General features: G+C 57.1%; 25 protein-coding genes. 9 read left to right on the forward strand and 16 right to left on the reverse strand.

The features are described from left to right. Nucleotides 1-44: 44 nt before the first annotated feature. The 5 genes from FPY71_RS11610 to terL are packed head-to-tail and all read right to left on the reverse strand — an operon-like array spanning nucleotide 45 to nucleotide 5617. Nucleotides 45-1019: a phage major capsid protein gene (locus FPY71_RS11610; protein WP_149300392.1), complete on the reverse strand. Its 975-nt coding sequence runs from the start codon at nucleotides 1017-1019 to the stop codon at nucleotides 45-47. 14 nt (nucleotides 1020-1033) lie between these two features. After that, on the reverse strand, nucleotides 1034-1993 hold the full coding sequence (locus FPY71_RS11615) for a hypothetical protein (RefSeq protein WP_149300393.1): 960 nt from the start codon (nucleotides 1991-1993) through the stop codon (nucleotides 1034-1036). A gap of 3 nt (nucleotides 1994-1996) precedes the next feature. Next, entirely contained in the window at nucleotides 1997-2188 is a 192-nt protein-coding gene (locus tag FPY71_RS11620; RefSeq protein ID WP_149300394.1) for a hypothetical protein, read from the reverse strand. 7 nt (nucleotides 2189-2195) lie between these two features. Further along, nucleotides 2196-4079 carry a hypothetical protein gene (locus FPY71_RS11625; RefSeq protein WP_149300395.1) on the reverse strand — a complete coding sequence of 628 codons (1884 nt, stop codon included), beginning with the start codon at nucleotides 4077-4079 and terminating at the stop codon, nucleotides 2196-2198. Then, nucleotides 4076-5617: a phage terminase large subunit gene (terL, locus tag FPY71_RS11630; protein ID WP_149300396.1), complete on the reverse strand. Its 1542-nt coding sequence runs from the start codon at nucleotides 5615-5617 to the stop codon at nucleotides 4076-4078. Before terL ends, FPY71_RS11625 begins: the two co-directional genes overlap by 4 nt. A gap of 92 nt (nucleotides 5618-5709) precedes the next feature. Between terL and FPY71_RS11635 the strand changes: the two genes are divergently transcribed. Beyond that, nucleotides 5710-6060, forward strand: a complete 351-nt coding sequence (locus tag FPY71_RS11635) for a hypothetical protein (RefSeq protein WP_149300397.1) — start codon at nucleotides 5710-5712, stop codon at nucleotides 6058-6060. A 47-nt stretch (nucleotides 6061-6107) separates the two neighbouring features. Here the strand turns inward: FPY71_RS11635 and FPY71_RS11640 are convergent, their stop codons facing one another. Continuing rightward, nucleotides 6108-6449 (reverse strand): hypothetical protein, encoded by a 342-nt coding sequence (locus tag FPY71_RS11640; protein ID WP_149300398.1) that lies wholly within the window; start codon nucleotides 6447-6449, stop codon nucleotides 6108-6110. A 126-nt stretch (nucleotides 6450-6575) separates the two neighbouring features. Beyond that, on the reverse strand, nucleotides 6576-7055 hold the full coding sequence (locus FPY71_RS11645) for a YcgN family cysteine cluster protein (protein ID WP_246160484.1): 480 nt from the start codon (nucleotides 7053-7055) through the stop codon (nucleotides 6576-6578). A gap of 117 nt (nucleotides 7056-7172) precedes the next feature. Here FPY71_RS11645 and FPY71_RS11650 point away from each other — a divergent pair, with 117 nt between their 5' ends. The 4 genes from FPY71_RS11650 (at nucleotide 7173) to FPY71_RS11665 (ending at nucleotide 11069) form a co-directional block, all read left to right on the forward strand. Next, nucleotides 7173-9329: a transglycosylase domain-containing protein gene (locus tag FPY71_RS11650; protein ID WP_149300400.1), complete on the forward strand. Its 2157-nt coding sequence runs from the start codon at nucleotides 7173-7175 to the stop codon at nucleotides 9327-9329. An 11-nt stretch (nucleotides 9330-9340) separates the two neighbouring features. After that, nucleotides 9341-9940 carry a DUF1214 domain-containing protein gene (locus FPY71_RS11655; protein ID WP_149300401.1) on the forward strand — a complete coding sequence of 200 codons (600 nt, stop codon included), beginning with the start codon at nucleotides 9341-9343 and terminating at the stop codon, nucleotides 9938-9940. Further along, nucleotides 9933-10484: a DUF1254 domain-containing protein gene (locus tag FPY71_RS11660; RefSeq protein WP_149300402.1), complete on the forward strand. Its 552-nt coding sequence runs from the start codon at nucleotides 9933-9935 to the stop codon at nucleotides 10482-10484. The genes FPY71_RS11655 and FPY71_RS11660 overlap by 8 nt, the downstream gene beginning before the upstream one ends. A gap of 114 nt (nucleotides 10485-10598) precedes the next feature. Further along, a complete protein-coding gene (locus FPY71_RS11665; RefSeq protein WP_149300403.1) occupies nucleotides 10599-11069 on the forward strand; it encodes a hypothetical protein in 471 nt (156 codons plus the stop codon). 15 nt (nucleotides 11070-11084) lie between these two features. Here FPY71_RS11665 and FPY71_RS11670 read toward each other — a convergent pair whose 3' ends face one another. Genes FPY71_RS11670 through FPY71_RS11680 form a run of 3 tightly spaced genes read right to left on the reverse strand, consistent with a single transcriptional unit; the run spans nucleotide 11085 to nucleotide 13534 of the window. Continuing rightward, complete coding sequence (locus FPY71_RS11670) at nucleotides 11085-11414, reverse strand: DUF1491 family protein (RefSeq protein ID WP_149300404.1); 330 nt, start codon at nucleotides 11412-11414, stop codon at nucleotides 11085-11087. A gap of 10 nt (nucleotides 11415-11424) precedes the next feature. Continuing rightward, entirely contained in the window at nucleotides 11425-12165 is a 741-nt protein-coding gene (locus FPY71_RS11675) for a peptidoglycan-binding domain-containing protein (protein ID WP_188052313.1), read from the reverse strand. Between the two features lie 4 nt (nucleotides 12166-12169). Further along, the gene (locus FPY71_RS11680) at nucleotides 12170-13534 is read right to left on the reverse strand and encodes a sensor histidine kinase (RefSeq protein ID WP_188052314.1); all 1365 of its coding nucleotides are present in this window, start codon (nucleotides 13532-13534) and stop codon (nucleotides 12170-12172) included. Between the two features lie 329 nt (nucleotides 13535-13863). Here FPY71_RS11680 and FPY71_RS11685 point away from each other — a divergent pair, with 329 nt between their 5' ends. Both FPY71_RS11685 and FPY71_RS11690 read left to right on the forward strand, forming a co-directional pair. Next, nucleotides 13864-14295, forward strand: coding sequence for a DUF5330 domain-containing protein (locus FPY71_RS11685; protein WP_149300407.1), 432 nt, complete (start codon nucleotides 13864-13866; stop codon nucleotides 14293-14295). Nucleotides 14296-14372: 77 nt separating this feature from the next. Next, the gene (locus FPY71_RS11690) at nucleotides 14373-14798 is read left to right on the forward strand and encodes a SufE family protein (protein WP_149300408.1); all 426 of its coding nucleotides are present in this window, start codon (nucleotides 14373-14375) and stop codon (nucleotides 14796-14798) included. An 8-nt stretch (nucleotides 14799-14806) separates the two neighbouring features. Here the strand turns inward: FPY71_RS11690 and FPY71_RS11695 are convergent, their stop codons facing one another. Both FPY71_RS11695 and FPY71_RS11700 read right to left on the reverse strand, forming a co-directional pair. Next, nucleotides 14807-15298 (reverse strand): DUF6456 domain-containing protein, encoded by a 492-nt coding sequence (locus FPY71_RS11695; protein WP_149300409.1) that lies wholly within the window; start codon nucleotides 15296-15298, stop codon nucleotides 14807-14809. Beyond that, complete coding sequence (locus tag FPY71_RS11700; RefSeq protein WP_149300410.1) at nucleotides 15295-15702, reverse strand: helix-turn-helix domain-containing protein; 408 nt, start codon at nucleotides 15700-15702, stop codon at nucleotides 15295-15297. Before FPY71_RS11700 ends, FPY71_RS11695 begins: the two co-directional genes overlap by 4 nt. A gap of 209 nt (nucleotides 15703-15911) precedes the next feature. Here FPY71_RS11700 and FPY71_RS11705 point away from each other — a divergent pair, with 209 nt between their 5' ends. Continuing rightward, nucleotides 15912-16346 carry a hypothetical protein gene (locus FPY71_RS11705; RefSeq protein WP_149300411.1) on the forward strand — a complete coding sequence of 145 codons (435 nt, stop codon included), beginning with the start codon at nucleotides 15912-15914 and terminating at the stop codon, nucleotides 16344-16346. Nucleotides 16347-16385: 39 nt separating this feature from the next. On the opposite strand, the gene FPY71_RS11710 is transcribed toward FPY71_RS11705, so the two are convergent. The 3 genes from FPY71_RS11710 to FPY71_RS11720 form a co-directional block, all read right to left on the reverse strand. Further along, nucleotides 16386-17015, reverse strand: coding sequence for a TetR family transcriptional regulator (locus tag FPY71_RS11710; protein WP_149300412.1), 630 nt, complete (start codon nucleotides 17013-17015; stop codon nucleotides 16386-16388). A gap of 67 nt (nucleotides 17016-17082) precedes the next feature. After that, nucleotides 17083-17370: a DUF1330 domain-containing protein gene (locus FPY71_RS11715; RefSeq protein WP_149300413.1), complete on the reverse strand. Its 288-nt coding sequence runs from the start codon at nucleotides 17368-17370 to the stop codon at nucleotides 17083-17085. Between the two features lie 72 nt (nucleotides 17371-17442). After that, nucleotides 17443-18558 carry an anhydro-N-acetylmuramic acid kinase gene (locus tag FPY71_RS11720; RefSeq protein ID WP_425457878.1) on the reverse strand — a complete coding sequence of 372 codons (1116 nt, stop codon included), beginning with the start codon at nucleotides 18556-18558 and terminating at the stop codon, nucleotides 17443-17445. Between the two features lie 142 nt (nucleotides 18559-18700). Here FPY71_RS11720 and FPY71_RS11725 point away from each other — a divergent pair, with 142 nt between their 5' ends. Next, nucleotides 18701-20101, forward strand: a complete 1401-nt coding sequence (locus tag FPY71_RS11725; protein WP_149300415.1) for an MATE family efflux transporter — start codon at nucleotides 18701-18703, stop codon at nucleotides 20099-20101. Here the strand turns inward: FPY71_RS11725 and FPY71_RS11730 are convergent. Beyond that, nucleotides 20084-21565: a mannitol dehydrogenase family protein gene (locus FPY71_RS11730; RefSeq protein WP_149300416.1), complete on the reverse strand. Its 1482-nt coding sequence runs from the start codon at nucleotides 21563-21565 to the stop codon at nucleotides 20084-20086. The two genes, FPY71_RS11725 and FPY71_RS11730, sit on opposite strands and share 18 nt — an antisense overlap. Nucleotides 21566-21574 lie beyond the last annotated feature (9 nt).

Here is a 21574-nt window from a genome sequence, read left to right on the forward strand (position 1 = left end):
GCAAGTTGCCTTGCGACGGCGCTTCACATTGAATGCGGGGGAAATTAGAGGCCGGTGACAATCAACCGGCCATGGCGGTTGCGCTTGTAGCAGGTCATCGCGCCCATGAAGCCAATGTGCTTGGTAACAGCATCAACATCCGGGGTGGATTCCGGCAGGTCCAGTTCATCAAACCCGCGGCCCTCATAATATTCGAGACCCAGAAAGTCCGTGTTGATGAAAAAGCCATGATCAGCCGGGTGCGCGCTGCCAGCACTTTCGGTGATCACCGATGCCTGGCGGAATTTCAGCGTGTCAAAGCCCAACGCCGCCGCATTGGCATCGGCATAACGCTGGTTTTCCTGCAACCCGCCTTCAAACACGCCATAGACATCATCTTCCAGCGTAATGACATCCGGCTTTTCGGTGCCAACGGCGCAGGCCCGATACAAGGCGCTCATCCCTTTGCGCAGGCGGCGATAGCGCTCTGCGTCATCCGCAGCACCCGCCATGGCCACAGTTACGGCCTTATTGCGCCACCATGCCTTGGCAGCCGCGTCAATGCCGCCAACGGTGCCCACTGCTGGCGTATCAGAAACAATGGCGTCCAGACCGACAAAAGACTTTGCCAGCGTACCATCGCCATAAATGGCGCGGGTGATGCCGGATTTCAGAGTGTTTTCGGCGTTCTGCGTTTTGCCGCGCATCAGCTTGACGATCTGCGACTTGCCATTGTTCTTGGCCATTTCCTCACCGGAAAGGGTAATGGAAGCGGCTGCCATGCCGGGGCTGTAAATCGCCTCGCCTATGGTTTCCTTCTGGACACGGCCAAGGCTGTCCATTCCATCATACCATTTGAATTCTTCCTCATCGAAAATCACCGGGCCGCGAATGTCTGCGCCACCGTCGATAGACGTGATGCGGCCCTTTTTCTCCAAAGTCGCAAGAATGAGGTTGGAGCCAGTGATGTTGTCATAAAGCTGGCTGCGGTAGTTGGAAATTGTTGTTGCAAGCAGCTGGCGTAGCATGGCTGGAGACATGAGATACTTCCTTTTTATGCGCCAAGCCCGGCAAGGGCGGCGTTGATTGCGTCATCGAGATTGTTGATTTCCGGCTTGGCGCTGAGAGCGCGCCCGCCAGCCCGGACATTATGCCGGGCAGCTTTTGCGGCCTGGGCCGCTTCCAGCTTTGCTCGCTCATCAGCTTGCCGTTTGGCAAATTCGGTTTCCGTCATTTGCTGTCGCACAGATGGGTTGCCCCACGCAGCACGTTCATAGGCCTGCTCAAGCGAAAGCTTTGGGTCCGCCCGTAACAACAGAGCCATGTCCTGAGTTACGGCATCATGGTGACTGTGCCGGGGGTCGGCCTTGAACGCGGTTATCTGCTGCTCAACAATTGCCTGCTGGCGGGCAAGCTCCTGCTGCTGCAAATGCTGTTGCATTGCGCCGATCTGACTTTGCAACCTGGCGACACGCGGGTCTTGAAACGGGTCGTCCTCCGCCGCAGAGGCATCGGTGCGCAGGCCAAGCACCATTGCCGGATCAACCCCGTTGGCCTGAACCTGCTGGACGACAAACCGCAGATATCCCGCAGGATCTTTTGTGGCAAAGCGTTCAAGATTAATCAGATGCTGAAGACCGGCAATTTCGTCCATGCCAGAGGCTTGCAGGCGACCGCGCAAATCGCCGTCAAGCAGAGCGTTCACGCCTTCTGCAAGCTTCAAGGCACCGGCGTGTTCATTCATTTTGCTGGTGTGGCCAGCTTCAATTGCACCAATCCGTTTGCCAAGAAGGGCTTGCACCTCTGGTGACAATGCGGCCAGCGCAAGCTGGTCTGCTTCAGTCCATTCATCGGGGGCCGCAACCACCTGTTCGGCGGTTGCAGCCGGCGTCTGATTCTGTGTGCGGAGGCTGTTCTGCGCGTCAGTTCCAGCCCGTGTGGCCTTTACCGTATCAAATGCCGCCCGCAGGGCGTCATCAATTGTCTGGGCTTCTGTCTGGTCCGTCGTGCGCATGATCTATCCTCTATGCGTTGTGCCATTGGCCAGCCGCATGCCCTTCAGGTCACGGGCATCAACACAGCCATGGCGTTTCAGGTCTTCCGCCCGTTCTGCACGGGTGGTGATTTCGCGCCCGGATACGGGCGAGCGGTATGGAGCCATGGCCCGGGCAATGCCGGGACATGGAAAATCAGAACGGCAATCGTTCATGGTTTCCTCAGATATGCGGGGGTGGTGGGGCGCTGCTTCGTGCTGTTTGCAGCAGCATTTTTTCGCGCTGCAAGGCCATGTCCTGTTGAGCACGTGCCATATCAACTGCGTGCTTTTCCTGCCGCAGTTGCATGTCCTGCTGCCTTGCCTGAAGGTCTATCTGCGCTTTGGCAGCCTGCATCCGGGCCTGTTGGCCAGCCATTTCCTGTTCCTGGGATGGCGGTTGCGGCTGGTCCTGCGCCGGTTGCTGAAGCTGTTGCTGCTCAATCGCCTGGTTCAGAATGTCGATCAGATCGCGCGATCCCTTGAAGGGCCGCAGCAGCATTTTCATGGTTTCGGCCACAAATTCCGGCGGAGCGAAACCGGCCTGCACCAAGGGAGCAAAGGTTTGCAGAATTCCGCCCACGGCCTGCACAAGCCGGGTTGCGGTTTCCTGTTCGCCGAACTCATCGGCTGCAATGGTGCTGTCTGTTTCCACATCAACATGGCACATCAGCATGGCCTCGTTGCGCAGAAACGCCTCGACATCCTGCGTCAGCTCATATCCGCTCATCATCGACAGGGTTTGTGCGGAGAATTTCGAGGCCATGATTTCGGCGGCAATTCGATTAACCTGCTGAATGGTGCCGTTCAACGCACGCCGCCGGTCGTCAATGCGCAAAGTGCCGAAATTGCCTTTGATCCGTTGTGCAGTGGCGGTTTCGCCTGCTACAGACGCCCCACGCAAGACATCAGAAATGCCGGTAACTTCATAAAGTGCCTGTTTGGATTGCTCTCGCGCGCCGTAGAGTGCCATGGCGGTCTGCGCCAGCATGTCCAGTGGTATCAACCAGATATTGCTGGCCAAAGCTTCCATTTCCACGGAGGCAACGGCAACCATCTTGCCATCCTCGCCATCCAGCGCATCGGCCAGTTCCTCGATTGATCCGTTAAAAAGGCCGCGTATGCGCATGCGCTTCATAATCGCATCTATGCGCTCGGTCAGCCGGGCGACTTCCGCTGCAAGGTCGCGGTAAATCTCATATTCCGGCACCGGCACCATTGTGTTGCTGGTAGAAACAGATGTCAGCGGTTCGGCGCATGGAAAAAATCCCTGAAGCTGCAGGACATCTTCGTCACGCCGCAACAATTGCGAGCTGATGCCCGGCACAATCCAGTCAATCACACGGCCAGTCTTGTCCCAGCATTCCCAGACAATGGCCCTTGGCTCCGCAGACTTGCAAGTATTGCTCAGTTGCTCCGTATCGGATGGAGAATGAACGAATGCTGCGCGCGACCATTCACCATCATCCAAAAGCCTGGCAATGTCTTCGCTGTCGCCAAACTCTTCCCGCATTTGCTGCCGGGTCAGATAATGGCGGAAAGCGCACCAGTTGACTTCTTTCCAACGGCGCGCCGGCTCACAGATAAAATCTTCCCAGAACACGTGATCGTATTCCAGCGTCTCCCAGACCTTCCGCACCTCTTTCAGTGGCACGCCGTCGGGGCCGGTGCTCAAGAGTTCCTGAACCACGGGCACCCACCTGACACGCAGCACTGCGCGCCCGGGCAGCAGCACATCCTGCACCATGCGCTTGACTTCACTGTCCAGCCCACCCGTCTCAAACGATGCATTCAACGCCGCCTGCAAAATTGCGGCCGCGCGGTCTGCCACCGGGTTTGCCCGGCTGAAGCGGCGGCGCACGTCCGCCCGTGGTGGCTGCTGATACATCGCAGGGGCCAGAATGGATGTATTGGCGTAAAGCATGTTGAATCGCCCGCGCCCGCTGCCGCCATCGGCAGTTTTCTCGGCCCGGTAAATGTCGATCACCTCCCTGCCCTTGGTTCGCCAGTCTCTTTCCACCCGGCGCGCCTCTTCAATGCGGCCCGACCAATCCGTTGCGTTGCTCAAAGTCGTGTTCCTGCTTTTCTGGGGGCAAATGCATTGCGTGCCGCAAACGCATTGCGCATTGTGTTTGCAGCCTGGCTGTCAGGTGCGCCGCGCATGCGGTCCAGCATCTGTGTTGTCTTGGTAATGGCATCAACCTGATCGTCATGGCGGCCATTTGGAAAGACCATCAACTCGCTGATCAGGTCAGCCTGCCATTCGGTGCCACGGCGAAAGAACACTTTGCCGGAAGCCATCTGGCCCTGAAACGAGCGCGCCCGCGCCACTTTGTCGGTTGTCGATGCTTCCTGTCGGCGCTGAAAGAACACTTTGCGCTCTGCCATGCGGCGGCGAAGAAACGGGCCAATGGATTTGTTAATCTGTCCGGCCTCTTCCGCCCAGCAGAGCGGATTGTGAAGCTCCACCAGATCCAGCAGCGGCTCAATCCATTTGTCCGGTTCACCTTTGCCGCGCCACAAATCGTGAATGTACAAATTACCGTCGCGGTCAATCGCCAGAACAACGTGAACGGTAAAGTCACCCTCGTCCGACACAGCGTAATCTGAACCGCCATAGAAACGGCAACCCTGCGGAAGAGTGTCGTAATACTGCACCCACTCGCGCTGAAAAATGTCGCCATTATCGGGCGACGGTCGCTGCTGGAACAGGCTGGCCCAGGTTCGCGGGTTCTGCTCGAATTGTCGCCAGTGCTCACGGCCAAACCATTCCGGCCAGAGATACTCCCCCGGCTTCCGCCCCAGCGGGTCGTCGCCGCGCTCTGCCCTTGCCTGCAAACAGACCACGCGCCAGGTCTGACCATCGCGGCATTCGATTGCGCCGGATTGCCCGTCATAACCCTGCGGCAGAATCGCCCCGGCGAGGTCGTCCTCGTGCCAGCGCGTCTGGACAATGATCACCGATCCACCGGGAAGCAGCCGCGTCATCAGGTCATCCTGATAGGCGTCCATTGTCTTCTTGCGAACCGCCAGGCTTTCAGCGTCCTGCCGGCCTTTGACCGGATCGTCAATCAACACCAGATCGGCGCGATTGCCGGTGATGCCGGACAGAATACCCCCCGCCATGTATTCCGAACCATTTTTCAGTGCCCATTCATCCGCTGCCGCGCTTTCGCTGGAAAGCGCGGTGCCAAACGTGGTGCGGTAGGCGCTTTGCCGAACTATTGCGCGGCAGCGACGCCCGAGTTTGCGCGCCAGATCACTCGCATAACTGGCGCCGATAACCCTGAAACCGGGCTTGCGCCCCATAACAAAGGGCGGTGTCAACACACTGACATAGGTGCTTTTGGCGCTACCGGGCGGCATGAATACCATCAGCCGGCCGTTTGGCGTGTCCACACAGGTCTGCACCTCCTGCATTAAAAGGCGGTGATGCGTGGCAATACCACTTTCAACCTCCAGAAACTCCTCGCAGTCCTCATCCTCATTTTCAGGCTTGCCGGGTATATCGACAGCCTTGGAAAAGCCGATCAGGCTTCGGCGTCCGCGCCTGCGGCGCAAGAGTTCCCGAGCAGCCTGAAACGGCATAATCGGCAGTGTCATCATTCTGGAATTTCCGCAAAAACGCGTATGTGATGGAACGCTGGGCCCACATGGTGGCTTTAAGCGATTGGGCGCCAACAACACGGGAGGTCAAAATGAAGACCTGCACAACCGCAGTTCTGGCCACTATTCTCGCCATTGGTCTTGGCGGCACCGCCACTGCAAAATGCCATGACGACCAGGCATCAATCTCCAAGGATGGCAGCATGGCCCCCTTGCAGACGCCAGACACCACACAGGCGCCACCGCAATCCGGGCAGGATGCGGCAGCCACAACTGGTGCCGAGTCCGGCAGCAACGCCATTGCCAAGGATGGCAGCACCATGCCTCTTGCGCCTGCTGGGCAGGACGGCAGTCAGGTGGCGACGTCACCTCAGGATGTTCAGTCTCAACAGGAAGGCGAGAAAACTGCCGCTGAAATGGCAGATGAAGATTGCCCGGAATGATCAACAAACCAGCGAAACTTCAAGGTACGGCTCTTATCACGCGTGCTTCAAGCAGTTTCGCTGGTGCCTTTTGCAAGCATAGGCCCACCTTGGGCAATGGCCACCAGTTCCTCATCCGACAGTTCGCCAAGGTTAACTGAACTCGGCAGTGGCTCAATGTCTGCGGCAGTTTGGCTTGCGGTCGAAGGTTTGCCATAGGCGCGATCTAGAATGGCATTTGCTGCGGAAATGCGGGCCGTTTCACTTCCCCCTTCACGCGCAATTTCCACAAGTGCCGCCAATGCGTCCTCGGCGTGTCCCTTTGCCATATCCGCCAGTTGCTGCCGGTCAGTTTTTGCGGTTCGCCGTTTCTGGCGTGCGCCCGTTCCGGTTTGTGTTTGACGGGCCATTGTCACCCCGAACGCAAAAAGGCCGGCAATTGCCGACCCATCAAAATTCTTACAGTTTTCCGACTGTAGGTAACGTCTACCCAACATCCGTTACGCTGTCAATCCTTATTCTTTCATAAAATGAATTTAATCTTTCATAGGATTCTCGCCCGGCCAATCCGCCAGGTGGTCCTCGTAATCGTCCGGCCCTATTCCAATCTCGCTCACCACCCGCCCACGCACGGAAATTCCGGCTTCGTGCACGGTTTCCCGGCTGCCGGAAACAAGGTGGTGCCACCAGTAAAGATCCTTGCCTTCGGCCACCAGCCGATAACCGCATGTTGGCGGCAACCACGAAATTTCGCGCACGCTGACGGGGGTCAGCGGCAGGCAGTCCGGCACTGTGGCCAGCCGGTTGGGATAGTCGCCGCAACGGCAGGTGTCGCAGTCCAGCAAACTGCACGCCACCGAGGTCCAGACAATCTCGCCCGTATCCCAGTCTTCCAGCTTGTTCAGGCAGCAGCGCCCACAGCCATCGCAGAGTGATTCCCATTCCGCTTCTGAAAAAGCCTCCAACGGCCGCCCTTTCCAGAACGGGCCGTTGCCGAAATCACGCACTGGAGGAATCAATGACGATTCCGCGACTTGTGGCTTGTTGTTTAACGTCAATTTGCACACCTAGAGTTAAGAAAGGCGTATGATAACTGGGCAAAGTCAGTGCCCTAATGTGTGGTGGTCAGAAGCGTGCCAGAACAGTTCCCACCCAGGAAACCGAAGAGCCACAGGCTTACACCTCTTATTGAGGTTGACGCCTGGCTGGATACCAGCTTGTGGCGTTTTTTTCATGGCTTTTCTGCCATGTGGGAGCGTTTGACCATTTTTTTCCGCCGGTTTCGCGTGCGCGGCTTCAACCGCGCCATGGTGGAACTCGGCTGTGAAACCATGACATTGGGCCTCGCCGGGCTTTTCGTCCTGCTTGCTCTTGCCCAGCCGGCCATGCAGTTGACCGCAGGGGGGCTGCCACAAAAAGGCGCTTACTCCGTTTTGTTTCTGGACAGGCATGGCAACGAAATCGGCCGCCGCGGAGAAGTACGGGCTGAACCTGTGCCGATTGAGGAAATTCCCGACCATTTTCTCAAAGCCGTGCTGGCAACCGAAGACCGCAGGTTTTTTGAGCATTGGGGCATAGATCTTGTCGGTCTGGCGCGCGCAATGAGCGAAAATGCGCGTGCCGGCAGTGTGGTGCAGGGTGGCTCGACGTTAACCCAGCAATTGGCAAAAAATTTGTTCCTGACCAATGAGCGCAGCTTTGATCGCAAGATCAAGGAAGCTTTCATTTCGCTCTGGTTGGAAGCCAACCTGACCAAGCACGAAATTCTGGCTATGTATCTGGACCGTGCCTATATGGGCGGCGGCACATTTGGCGCGCCTGCGGCTGCCGAATTTTACTTCGGCAAGGATGTCCGGGACGTGACGCTTGCAGAGGCCGCCATGTTGGCCGGACTTTTCAAGGCACCTGCGGCTTATGCTCCGCACATCAACCTGCCTGCCGCCCGCGCACGAGCCAATGTGGTCCTGAAAGCCATGGTGGATTCCGGTCTGATGACCGAGGGTCAGGTGGTGGCGGCACGGCTGCGTCCAGCCACTGCGGTAGACAGATCGACCATCACCTCGCCGGACTATTTTCTGGATTTTGCTTTTGATGAGGTGCGCCGCATCACCGCAGACATGAACATTCGCAATTTCACCGCACGCACCACGATTGATATGGGCCTGCAGAAAGTTGCGGATGACGCGGTGGATTATCACCTCAAGCAGTTTGGCAAAACCTATGACGTGGAAGAAGGCGCCATGGTCGTGCTTGACCATGAAGGTGGCGTTCGGGCGCTGGTCGGTGGGCGCGACTATGGCGTTTCGCAGTTCAACCGCGCAACGCGGGCGCTGCGCCAGCCCGGCTCTTCTTTCAAACCCTATATTTATGCCGCAGCCATGGAAGATGGCATGAAGCCGGAAGACATGGTGGTGGACAGCCCGGTCAGAATTGGCAACTGGTCTCCAGGCAATTACGGCAACTCGTTTGCAGGGCGCATGACGGTGGAAACCGCGCTGGCGCGGTCCATCAACACGGTTGCGGTCAAGCTGAGCCAAAAAGTCGGATCGGGGAATGTGGCAAAGCTTGCTCAGGAAATGGGCGTTGCGACACCCCTGCGCGGCGATAAAACCATCGCGCTTGGCACGAATGAAGTGACGGTCATGGATCAGGCAACGGCCTATGCAGTGTTTCCGGCCGGCGGCATGGATTCCCACCGCCATGCAATATTGGAAATACGCAATCGCAGAGGCAACACCATCTGGAATGCTGCAACAGATTTGCCGGAAAGACGCCGCGTCCTGTCAGAACAGGCTGCCGGGTCCATGAACAAAATGCTGGTTCAGATTCCCGAGCGCGGAACAGCGCGGCGTGCGGCACTGACCATGACACGCGCCGCAGGCAAAACCGGCACCACCCAGGCCTATCGTGACGCTTGGTTTGTGGGCTATACCGGCAATTTCACCGCAGCGGTCTGGTTCGGCAATGATGGCTACCAGCCAACAAAGCGGCTTACTGGTGGTGTTCTGCCGGCAATGACATGGCAACGTTTTATGGAAGCGGCGCATCAGGGCATCGATCTCCTGCCAATCCCCGGCATTGAAAATCCGTTGCCGGATCCAGGCAGTGTGCCGGTGGCCAGCAACACTGACGGTGAGCAGCCGGTTGTGGTGCGCAGACCCGGCATCAACGCCGAGGCGCAAAAAGTGTTGGTAGACCTGTCCAAACGCCTGACAAATGCAGCGCCGATAGACACAAATCGTGTCGCCACGGTGCGGCAGCCCGGCACCCGGCCTGTCGAAACACACTGAAGAGTCCGGAAATGGCATTCATTCGCACAGTTTTGCTAAGCCTCGCTGCTCTGGCAATCGCATTTGCCGGCGGAGCCTGGTCTGCAAAAGCCATGCTGGACCATTTTTCCGGTTCGGACATTTTGCGCGTGGGGCCATGGCAGGCAGACAGAATGGCCGGTTCGCCCAATGCCGATCCTTATTCGCGTGCCAGTTACGCGCGGCAAGGCAGTCTGGCACCAGGGCTGGGCGAAGGTGTCTCGTTTCGCGCGGCACTGGATTCTTCCGGGCAGGCGCTGCACACAAACTGCACCTATAGACTTAGCGGGCGCGTTCCGGCCGCTCGGTTGTACAGCCTTGCTGCGTTTTCGGTTGACGGCCAGATGCTTGTGGCTCAGCCTTCAAATCTTCCAGCCTATCTCCTGTCTTCCGGATTGGCGCGCAATGACGCCAACGAGGCACCCATTATCGTAAGCGCAACAGCTCAGCCGGGAAACTGGCTGGCCTTGGCAGGAAACAGGCCTTACGTCCTTGCATTGACGCTGTACGACACACCTGTCACCACCTCCACCGGTGCAGCAGTTCCGGTTATGCCGTCAATCGAGCGCCTGGGATGCAAGCCAAATGGGTAAAGTGCTGCTTGCAATTCTGATTGGCGTCGTGGGCGCGGGTATTGTCCATATTGCGGTCATCTTCGCCCTGCCCTCGCTGGCGCAGGACAACAATTGGGGGCGCATCGCCCGGACGGCGGAAGTGTTCGAAAGCGCAACAATTGCGCCGGATACGCGCACCATGTTTCCCTTCTTTGATCCGGCGTTCGAGATTGCGGTGTGCCGCTTTGCGCTTGCAAGTGGTCCAGTGCGAATTACAGCGCAACCCAACAGTGCGTTCTGGTCCACCGCCATTTTCACCAGAGCGGGGGATAATTCATACAGCATCAACCAACGCTCGGCACTTGATAACCAGTTGGATCTGGCGATCGGCTCTCAGGAACAATTGGACGAAGCCAGAATTGCCGGCTTTTTTGATGAAGCTTCCGCAATTCCTGTGCCGTTTAATGCCAGCGAAGGATATGTGATCCTGCGTTCAGTTGCAGAAGAGCCGAGCCTTGCAGAAAAGGCGCGCGATTTTGTTTCGACCTTGTCCTGTACGCCGCTGCAAAATCCCAACCTCTGATCGCATGGTTAATGGATGATTAATACTTTTGGTCTAATTTTGGCGAACAGGCCAAACAAGGTGGCATTTCAACCTGACAGGCATTGACCACGCATCGGGGGCAATCATCTGGCTATGAAAACATCTTCGCTACCATATATTTTTCGTTCGCTGGAAAAAGCAGAGGGGCGTGCCGGTTTCGACACGGTGACTCTCGCAGCGGTTGCGGCCTACACGGCCCTTCAGCGCCCGACGGACCATCAGCAAAACGCGCTCGTCAGTCTGATTGCCGCCAATTGGCCAAAGCTGGCGCCATCTACCCGGCGCGCCATCCGGCAGGCATTGTGCACAGCGGCCTGCATACCTGCGGGCCTTTCAGCACTGTTTGCTCAGGATGAGGCGTTCAGAGCCTTGCCGCCTGCTGCTGCCTCAATGCTGAGCCATGTGCGAAAAACGCAACTTGCGCAGCATCGAATCTCCGCCGAGCAGCGTCATGTCAGCTCGAAAATGTGCCCGCCGGCTCAGGAAAGCGTGAAAAAACGGCCATTGCTAAGAAATTTCGGTTTGCTCCGGCAGCCTTCCGGCGAAAGACTGATCGTAACGTAAGGATTTGACTCGCAGTCATTCTACCAGCGTCAGATACCGCTCGGGAGTTCCGGTCTCCAGCTCGACAAGCCAAAAATCCGGGTCAAAGCGCTCCTCGCGCTCCATGCGGCGCTCAATAGCCTCGTCGGTGTCAACATTCTCGCGCATGAAGCGCCGTTCACCATCGTCAGCTGCCATCATCTGCACAGCCGGTCCATAAAGCGCGCTTGCGCCGTTCTGCCCGCGTATGATCACAAAAACAGCACCGGCCGCTTCTGCACCGCGACGAACGATTGCAGCAAAGCCGCCATCATTGAAAACTCGCCGCACGAGTTGAGAAACAAAAAGCTCCGCGGTTATCCGCATGGGCCGGCCATCAGTTCACAGCACCCAGTTGGGTCAGGCGTTCCAACACGGCACCGTCAGGTTCCCCGGTCACATTCAGCCCTGCCGTTGCCTGAAAAACTCGAATGGCTGCACGGGTCTGTTCTCCGGCAATACCGTCGGCTTTCAGCTCGGCAACTTTGGCGTTGGTCAACGCAGCCTGAATCTGGCGCACAAGCTCACGATCAGGCTGCGGCTCAGCGTTCAGCTCTGCAACGCGCTCTTCCAGACTGCGGTCATCACCGCCCGGCGTAGGGCTGACGGCAAGCAGTTGCCTGATCTGTATCAGCAGCATGGGCTCAATCACACCGTCAACTTTCAAGCCCTGGCTTGCTTGAAACTCACGGATTGCCAGGTCGGTAGCCTGCCCGGGTCGTCCGTCAATCGCACCCTTGTAATAGCCTTCTTCTTTCAGAAGCTGCTGCACTTCCCGCACCAGCGGCACAGACATTACGCGTGGGTCATTGGTCGGACGCCAAGGCTCTGCAGCCACCTCTTCCACCGCAACTTCCGGCAAGGCGCCAACCACGGGTACTGTGGTGTCCATGCGCGTCGCCAGAATTGGCGCAGTGCTTGTCGCCTCCTGGCGAAAGGCGTTGCTGCCAATCATGACGCACAAAATCACAAAGGCTGCTGCACCGGAATAAAAGGCCGGGCGGCGTGCGAAAGCGCTGGTGGCGGCCACAATGCCCGCCACAATCAGGCTCATCAACAGGCCGAAAACCTCTCGCACACGGCTAGGCTGTGCGGCGGTCGGTCTTCTGCGAGCGGGACTGCGGGTGGTCTTGGTTTTTCTTGCGGGCATCGATCAGGTCTACGATATTTTCCAATGGGTTGAATGCGGGTGTTTGAAATCTTTCGGCACAATCAGCCGGAATGCACAGGCTGACCTCGCTTCCCACACCGATCTGGCTGGAAACATCCATTCGGCCATAGTGCAGTTCGCATAAAGCCTTGGCCAGAAGCAGCATGAATGGCAGTTGCGCGGATTGCTCGTACCCAATGCCAGGGCCGGTGTCTGCCACCCTGATGGTCAGTGCGCCTTCGTCCAGGGCAATGCTTATGGTTACGACGCCTTGCGGTGCCTGCCGAAGGGCATTGCTGCACACACAACTCAGCATCTGATGAAGCGAGCGCCGATCGCCGGTAAAAGTCGTGGCGACATCGGCCGCTGAGGCAATCATCAGCCTCTGCTTGTCCGGCAGCGAATCATGAACATCAGTAACCAGTTCCGACAAGACCATGGTGTCTGGCTGCAATGCGTAAAGCCCGGCTTCAATTCTTGCCAGATCGGAAATGGCAACAGACAGGCTATGCAAATCAAACGCCGAAGTCGCGTGCTGACGCGATTGCAGCTCTTCACCAATAGCCGCCAGCAAACCACCATTTGCAACAGCAGGCATTTTGCTGGTGGCCTGTGCGCGTTCCGTTGGCAAACGGTCAAAAAGCCCCAGAACGGCTCCGTTTCGGTCGGTGCTGTCGGCTTTTATGAGCCGCATTTCCACCAGGATCCAATCAGCATCGCCCTGCATCACGCGCAAGCGGGTGCTCGAGCGCTCGCGGCCTTCGCGCAAATCTGAAAATGCCGAAAGAAAGGAAACCCGGTCGCGAAGATGAATTGCAGTTGCAAGACTGTCGCCGACGTTCAATGTCTGTGAAAAAAGCGCGGTGGCTGCGTCCGGCAGACGAACAAGATTGCCCATACGGTCAAACTTCAGCACATATTCGGCAGCGCTTTGCGCCAGGAGGCTGCTTTCCTGTGCAGACAAACCGTTGGCAGCGCGCTTTAAAGCCGGCCAGATCGCCAGTTTGAATGTGCTGGACGCAAGAACGGCAACGGCGGTCAACATCAAGGAAGCGGCACAGATAATATAGAGGACGGGGCCGGTGAATTGGCCGGAAAGCACCAGCATCAGAAAGACCAGCGTGAACACAACGGATATGGTCAGCCCGACACCAATCAGCACAGCACGCAGACGCCTCTCCCGCGCGCAATCAATTTCGGCAGGCACAAAAGTATCCAGCCCATTGAACGCCGCGTTCAACAAGGCAGCAGCATGAGATGTGGATGATCTCCCTTTCCTGCCCTGTCGTTGTGTCATCGCCTGTTCCATGTCTTGCCGCCCGATGCAGAGGTGCATCAGGAATCTGTTGGCAAATGGTGACGCCAATCCTTTAAGGAAGCCATAAATTGCTCCTGCTCCCGGGGCCGAAATGCCGGGTAAAACGTCCTCAAACACCCGCAAATCTTGACCAATGTCTTTTATGGTTAACGCCAGGTATCACGCAATGATACATACAAATCAATTAGTTAGCTATTTTCGTTATTGCTTCTGGCTTTGCGGTTACTGGTAGATTGCTCACTGGCAAGAAAGCAGAAACCGCCATGCGGTAGAACGAGGCAGACCAACCGGCAGGACAGGCGCGAAAGGTGATCCGCTTCATTATCAAAATTGCATTCTGGCTGGGCGTTATCGCCTTTTTCCTTCCGGGCAGTAAAAGCTCGAATGAAGGCGGCGAGATCAATTATTTTGTCGCCTTTGCCGGGTTTCAAGAGTTAATGTCGGATATGAGCGGCTTTTGTGACCGGGCTCCGACAGCGTGCGGCGCAGGCGGGCAGATAGCCAGCTTTGTTGGCAACCGCATTGGTGACGGGCTCAACTACGGTTACGAATTGATACGCGGGCAGAACAACCCGCCCCCGGGCACCAACACACCGCCCGCTTCGCTGCCTCTAACCCCGGCGCAAAACCGCGCCCCTCCAGCAGGCGGCACCCCTGTACCGGCCGCAACGCATGGCGTGACCCAGCCGGAAAATGCGATTCCGACGCCATCATCCCGCCCCGGTCAAACAGGTTCTTGACTTATGGGCTGCACCCGGAGCAACTCCGGGCGCAATTCGTTACACGTCCAACCGAACCAGATCACTGGAATTATGTCATGCGAACCATCGAGGATATCGACACAGATTTTGCCTATCTCGATGATTGGGAAGACCGGTATCGTTATCTCATTGAGCTTGGGCGGGAGCTCGAGCCCCTGCCCGAAGCGCAGATGAATGATTCAACGAAGGTTCCGGGCTGTGTCAGTCAGGTGTGGCTGACTGTAAAAACAGATGATTCGAAACCGCCCCGGCTTCACTATTCAGGTCAGTCGGACGCCCACATTGTCAAAGGGCTTGTGGCTATTGTGCTCGCCTTGTTTTCCAACCGTACGGCAGCCGAAATTCTGGAAACCAACGCGGAAGAGGTCTTTGCGAGCCTTGGCCTCAAGGAGCATTTGACGCCGCAAAGGTCCAACGGGCTTCGCTCCATGGTGGCGCGGATCAGGAAGGACGCGGAAAGTCTTTCTCAATCCGGTGTCTGAATGGCAGTTCAAACCGGCATGGAAGCCACCCGGTTGTCGTGCCAGCTTCTGACACGACCTGCGTTTGCCCCGCTTCCGCATGCGGTTTCATCATAGCCGTAATATCTGGCCAGTACCGATAAGGCTGTCTTCAGCATCAGCTTGCCGGACCGTGCGGGCCATTGGCGTTCTTTCTCCACTTCGGCAACGCCCCGTTCCAGGCAACAGACATCCAGCAATATACCACTTAGTTCCGGCCCCACTGCTTTCAGTGCATCACTCACCCGCTGCCTGCAGTCCAGGGCGGTGTCCTTCAGCCGGTCGCTGCCGCCAGAAAAACCGCTATCCGCGCGCACGGCAAACTCATAATTCTGCGTCACGCGAGGCTGCATACCTCCACGCAGAAAATCGCTGCCCAGCCGTTCTCCCGCCAGCGCCTCTGCTCGGGAAAGATAGGCGCCACCATGCGAGCCATCGCGACTTGCCAGGCGGGCGAGCGGGCTATCCGCCCCGCGCTTCATTGTGCAACTCCCTCGTCAATGCTGTGGTGGTTAAGCTGGTCGCGGCAGCTGGCGGCTAACCGCTCCATCCGGCACAAGAGTGCATCAAATTTAACGTCATCGCGCCTGTCCTCCACTCTGCGCAATGCGTGGGTAATGCTGGTCCTGTCCCGCGCAAAGGCAGCGGCTATGCTTCGGTGCGGCTGCTGAAAAACAACATGCGCCAGATAGATCGCAATATGCCGCGCTTCACAGGCTGCCGCAGACGATCGGGAAGGAGAAGAGATTTCGTCCTCCTTCTTGTCAAAAAACGCACCGGCTATCGAGATGGCCAGCGAACAGGCCCGGTCACTTTCACGACGCTGCGACGCGCTGGCACTGATCTTGTCTCCTCCGCCCTGCACAACTTCTAGTATCTGTATCATTCCGAATGTCCTTATCGGCGTTCTATCGGCATGATTGAACAATGATCCGAAGCCATGTGAATAAGTTCCTTCATTGAAAGGCTTAAACGCACCATTGCAAGGCCGCGGCCACTGGGTTTTCCACTGCAATTCAACTATCTGTTAAAGGAATTTTATCCTCGCTCTCTGCGCGCAGTGCATCCTCTGGTTTTTCCCGCCCGAGGTGCCCTATGCAAAAAAACTTCCTGTCGCTCGACAAAACTGAGTCCTCTCTGGCCAAGGCAGTGCACCGCTATGTCAACCTTCTGCGCCAGCAGGAAAAGGACAACGCCAGCATTTTTGAGCTCTATAAGGTTCTGGTGCGGCTTGGGTTCGATTGTCAGGAGGTGCTCCGGTTGCCGGAGCGGGGTACAGCCAGCCTGTCGCAGGAACTGCGAATCGCAGCGCGAGCAGCCATTGAAATCCAGCTTCAGGCTATGGGGCGGCAAGTGCGCCAGGGCGGGCATCAATATGATATCAACGCACACATCGCCCTTAAACGAGCGCAAGCGATGCTGGATGCAAAACCCGCTGAGAAAGCTGCTGAACCACGGTTTTCAGGAAGCCAGCTCAACGCGCGATTTAAAAGGGCGGGCCGGGTCCGACACAGGGAAAATCAACACTAACGAAGCCTTCGAGATGCATCGTCTCGAAACGGGTGTGCTTCAAATTTTCTGCAGGCTGGCAAAAAGCCCCTGCATGCTCAGGGCGCCCACTGTTCGCAGATCAAATTCGCAACTGTTGCGCAGCCACTCCACCAGCAGTCCGACGATAATGCACACAAAGGCATCCGTAGCAGCTTCAGGCGTCCAGCGGCGATTCAAAAGCCCAAGCCGGTTTGCATATTCAAACACGGCAAATACATGAGTGCGCATTGAATCTTCATTGGCGCGGTGCTCGCAGAGCGCTTCTTCCATTTCGCCGACATATTCACAGCGCAACAGGATAATCGTGAACACACGCTTGGCGCGTTCATCCGTAACGAAACGGGCAAATGTCTCATCGGTAAAGCGCAGCAGCGCCGTCAGCGGGTCTTCCAGCTCCAGAAATGCCTGAGCCTTGAAGTATTCCTGCTGGGGCAGATGAGCCCGGTCCTGCATGGCGCGAAACAGATCGGATTTGTTGGAAAAATGCCAGTAAATGGCCCCGCGTGTTACCTGTGCGGCCGCGGCTATCTGGTTCAGGCTTGTCTGGCTGACGCCACGCTGAAAAAAAACTTCTTCGGCAGCATCCAGAATGGCCTCTCTCGTCTGGGCTGCTTCCTCCTTCGTGCGCCGCAAAACAGGCTCCCTCATTACATCCACATATGAATGTAAATAGTCCTTATCAAAAAAAAGTACAGGTGAAATCAGCGCTGATGGTTTACAGCCCCTCCAGCAGGATCACACGATATCGGCTGGAAGCCAGCCGCTGTTTGCGCGCTTCCTGATATCGTTTGCTTGTGTACCAGTTTTTGGCAGCTTCCATATCGGGAAACTGCAAGATAACGGCACCATCAATTTCCTCACCTTCCAGCGTTTCGTGTTCACCGTAAATCACCAAAGGGGTTATCGGATGACCGTCAAAACTGGCCGGAACTTTTTCTGAGTAGCGGGAAAAGCCCTGCGGATCATGCATCTCTTCGCGTATGAACACCACATATGCTGTCATATGGCCCGTCTCCCGTTACAAGATCGATTTGCGCAAATTACGCCGGTTCCGTCAGAACTGCGAGAGGTCCTTTCAAGGTTGCGCCAGCTTTCCGCCCGCCAACGGAGCGGCCACTCCGGTCGTCATGGGAAAACTGATCGGCAAGCTTTTCAAACAGCGAACAGCCAGAAACGCAAAGCATTCGGCTTCGATTGCATCGCCGCGCAACCCCACATCATCTGCATCAACAATCTCCACGCAAGCCCGAATTTGCAGCTGCCGCATCAGCGTCGGGTTCCTGCGTCCGCCGCCGCACACAATCAGGTGGTCCGGGCGACTTGGCAGGCGGTCCAGACCCGCACCTACGGATGCGGCGGTGAATGCCGTCAAGAGCGCCGCCCCATCCTGCAGGTTGCATCCTTCTGCCATGCCTGAGGTGAAATCATTTCGATCCAGCGATTTGGGATAGTCAGCAGTCAGATATGGGTGCGATAGCAAAACAGCCAGCCGCCCCTCATCCACCGTTCCGGCTGCGGCCAGGACGCCGTCCCGGTCCATTGCTGCCCCTGTATGGAGCCGCATCCAGTCATCTAACGGGGCGTTGGCAGGCCCCGTGTCAAAACCGTGCACAGTTCCGGCAGAATCACACCAGCTGATGTTGGCAACGCCACCCAAATTCAGGATTGCGGTTTCTTGCCCCGCACCCAGCCAACGCAGCAATGCCCTGTGGTAGATGGGGGCCAATGGCGCTCCCTGCCCACAAGAGGCAATATCTGCAGTGCGAAAGTCGTATGCAGTGCAAATGCCGGTCATCCGGGCCATCAATGCACCGTCTCCCAATTGGCGGGTTGCACCCTTTATTCCGCTTGCAGGCGCGCGGTGAAGAACGGTCTGCCCATGAAATCCAATGACGGCAATTTCGGCCGGATCGATATGGTGACGAGCAAGAACCGCGTTCACAGCATTGGCCTGCTCTCTCGTCAGAGCAGCTTGCGCCCTGGCAAATAGTTCCGGCTCCGGGCCGGCAAAATTCCATTCCCGTGCCATGGCCACAGCGTCAGCAAGCAGTGGCCCAATGTCAGTGGAATATGGCTCAAGTGATTGTGGACCGAACGAATCGATAGTTTCGCCATCGGTGCGCAGCATCGCAACATCAATATTGCCATCCAGCGCTGTTCCGGTCATCAACCCGATCGCCCAAACACTCATCACTTACTCCGGCGTGGATGCCCCTTTCCTTTTGCCCGACTTGGGCTAAGAGAAAGGAAGCCATTACAAAGGGCGGCCGACATAACTGCACAGGCGAACCATCATTCTTCGCCGCTGTCTGCCTGCCGGAGAACACTCTGCCATGAACAGCCCCGCCACCGTAAGGGTGGTTGAACCACAACACTCCTGGAGCAGCAACATCCGCGCGACGTTGCTGCTTGGCCTGCCTTTGATTGGTGCGCAGCTTGCCCAGATGGGCATCAATGTCAGCAACACCATCATGCTTGGGCAGCTGGGTGCGCATGAGCTGGCAGCGGCAGTGCTGGGCATGCAGCTGTTTCATATTATCTGGATGTTCGGCTCCGGTTTTTCCTATGCGGTCATGCCACTGGCAGCAAACGCGGCGGGGCGCGGCGACCATCAGGCCGTGCGACTTTCGGTTCATATGGGGCTGTGGGCCATCACACTCTATACACTGGTAATGATGGTTTTGCTCTGGAATGGCGAAGCGCTGCTGATTCTGCTGGGTCAGGACCACACTATTGCGGCCATGGCGGGCGACTATATGCGCGTGCTGCAATGGTCGCTTTTGCCGCAACTCGTCATCATGACACTGCGTTCTTTTCTCAGCGCAATCGAGCGGCCCAAGATTGTTCTTTATGCATTGCTGGCTGGCGGCGCACTGAACATTCTGCTCAATTATTGCCTTATCTTCGGCAATTTCGGTTTTCCGGCACTTGGCATGCCCGGCTCGGGTTTGGCCACGGTTGTTTCAATGTGCTGTGTGGCGGGCTATCTGGCATTTTACTGCCGGGCCAAGGCCGATTTAAAGCCCTATAATCTGTTGAGCCAGATCTGGCAGCCTTACGCACCGGCATTCAGGGAAGTTGTAAGGCTTGGCTGGCCGATTGGTGCGACTATTCTGGCGGAAGTTTCCATGTTTGCGGCCTCATCCATCATGATGGGTTGGCTCGGCCCTCTGCCGCTGGCCGCTCATGGCATCGCGCTGCAGCTCGCCTCCATTACATTCATGATTCCGCTGGGTCTTGCAGGTGCGGCCACGGTGCGCGTCGGACGTGCCTATGGCCGGCATGATGCGCTTGCAATCTCACGCGCAGCATGGGTGGCGCATGGCGTCGGCATCAGCATAGCGGCTTTGGCAGCGTTGCTGTTCCTTCTCTTACCCTCACCGTTGATCCGTCTGTACATTGATCCTGCACAGGCAGATGCCGTGCAACTTGTGCCGCTCGCCATCAGCTTTCTGGCAATTGCGGCGGCCTTTCAGCTGGGTGATACGGTTCAGGTCATATCCAGCGGCATTCTGCGTGGGCTTAAAGACACGCGCGTTCCCATGCTGCTGGCAATTTTCAGCTACTGGCTGGTGGGAATACCCGCAGCTTATGTTCTTGCCTTTACAGCAGGATGGGGCGGCATAGGCATCTGGTGGGGTCTGGCGATCGGGCTCACCTTCTCGTCCTCGCTCATGACGATGCGCTATTATCTGAGGGAAAAGCGTGACGCTCTGCTATTCGGCGCCGCGTAAAAAACTCTCGACGGTTGCGGCAGCACCGTCTGCCTGCAATTGTTCAAGGTGCTGCGAAACAGCCGAGACAAAACCGGCATTGACCGGAAGATCTGTGCCGAACACAGCATCCAGCGACAAAAGCGCCGCAACAATGTCGTCGGTCGAACCGGCACCTTGCAACCGCCCGCGGATCTCATTCAGCATCGGGTCGCGCACATCGATGAAATCACCGGCTTCGTCAACGCCGCTGACATAGCGCATCCAGGCCGCAACACCCAGGGCCAGACAGGTGTAACCCTGCCCATGGGCAATTCTGGCCCGTATTGTTCCCAGCAGGCGTTGCGGGATTTTTTGCGAGCCGTCCATGGCAATTTGCCATGTGCGGTGTTTCAGCGCCGGGTTTCTGAAGCGCTCCAACAACTGGTCGCAATAAACCGCCAGATCAAAACCCGGCAATGGCGGTAAGGTTGGCATTGCCTCGCGCATCAGGCTGGCAAGCAATGGTTCAAACCCCGGCGCAGCCATCGCCGCATCCACGGTTTCATGGCCAGCCAGATATCCCAGATAGGCAAGTGTTGAATGGCTGCCGTTCAGCAGTCGCAGTTTCATCAGCTCAAATGGCTCAACGTCAGAAACGAAAGTAACTCCGGCATTTTCCCAGGCAGGTCGGCCACTCACAAAGCTGTCTTCCACGACCCATTGCGAAAATGGTTCGGTAAAAATCGGCCACTCATCGGTAAGACCAGTTTGGGCCTGAATATGCTGCCGATCCGCATCCGTCGTCGCGGGCACGATCCGGTCCACCATAGTGGAGGGAAATGACACCGATTCCGCGATGTACGCCGCGAGTTCAGGATCCCGCAGCTCGGCAAAACGACGCACTACACTGGCAACGGTTTTGCCATTGCTTGGTAGATTATCGCAGGAAACCACGCTGAATGGTGGCAGGTTGGCGGCGCGACGTCGGCTGGCCGCTTCAACCAGAAAACCAATGGCACTGACAGGCGCGTGTGGATTTGCAAGATCATGCAGAATATCCGGATGCTGCTCGTCCAGTGCGCCCGTTGCAGGCAAATAGCAGTAACCTTTTTCCGTAACAGTCAAGGTCACAATGCGCACATCCGGGGTGGCCATGGCCGCAATAATGGCTTCAGGCAACTCCTGGGCGACGAGCAAGCCTGTAGATGAACCAACAATCTGCAGCGTCTCTCCTGAAGCATCACGCACGGCAACCGTGTAAAGGCCGTCTTGTGGCGCAAGGGCATTGCGCGTCGCTGGCGAGCGAAGGGAAACCCCCAGGATGCCCCAGCGCATGTCGCCGGAGTTCAGAATGGATTCCGTGTAAACCGCCTGATGGGCTCGGTGGAACGCCCCCACTCCAAGATGCACAATACCGGTTTGCAAGTCGTCCGGGCGATAGGCCGGGCGTGAAATGGCTTCCGGCAGGCGCGACAAAGCGGCCTGGCTAAGGCGAAGAGACATGCAATGCTC

The sequence above is a fragment of the Aureimonas fodinaquatilis genome, assembly GCF_008369445.1.
Taxonomy (GTDB): Bacteria; Pseudomonadota; Alphaproteobacteria; order Rhizobiales; family Rhizobiaceae; genus Aureimonas; species Aureimonas fodinaquatilis.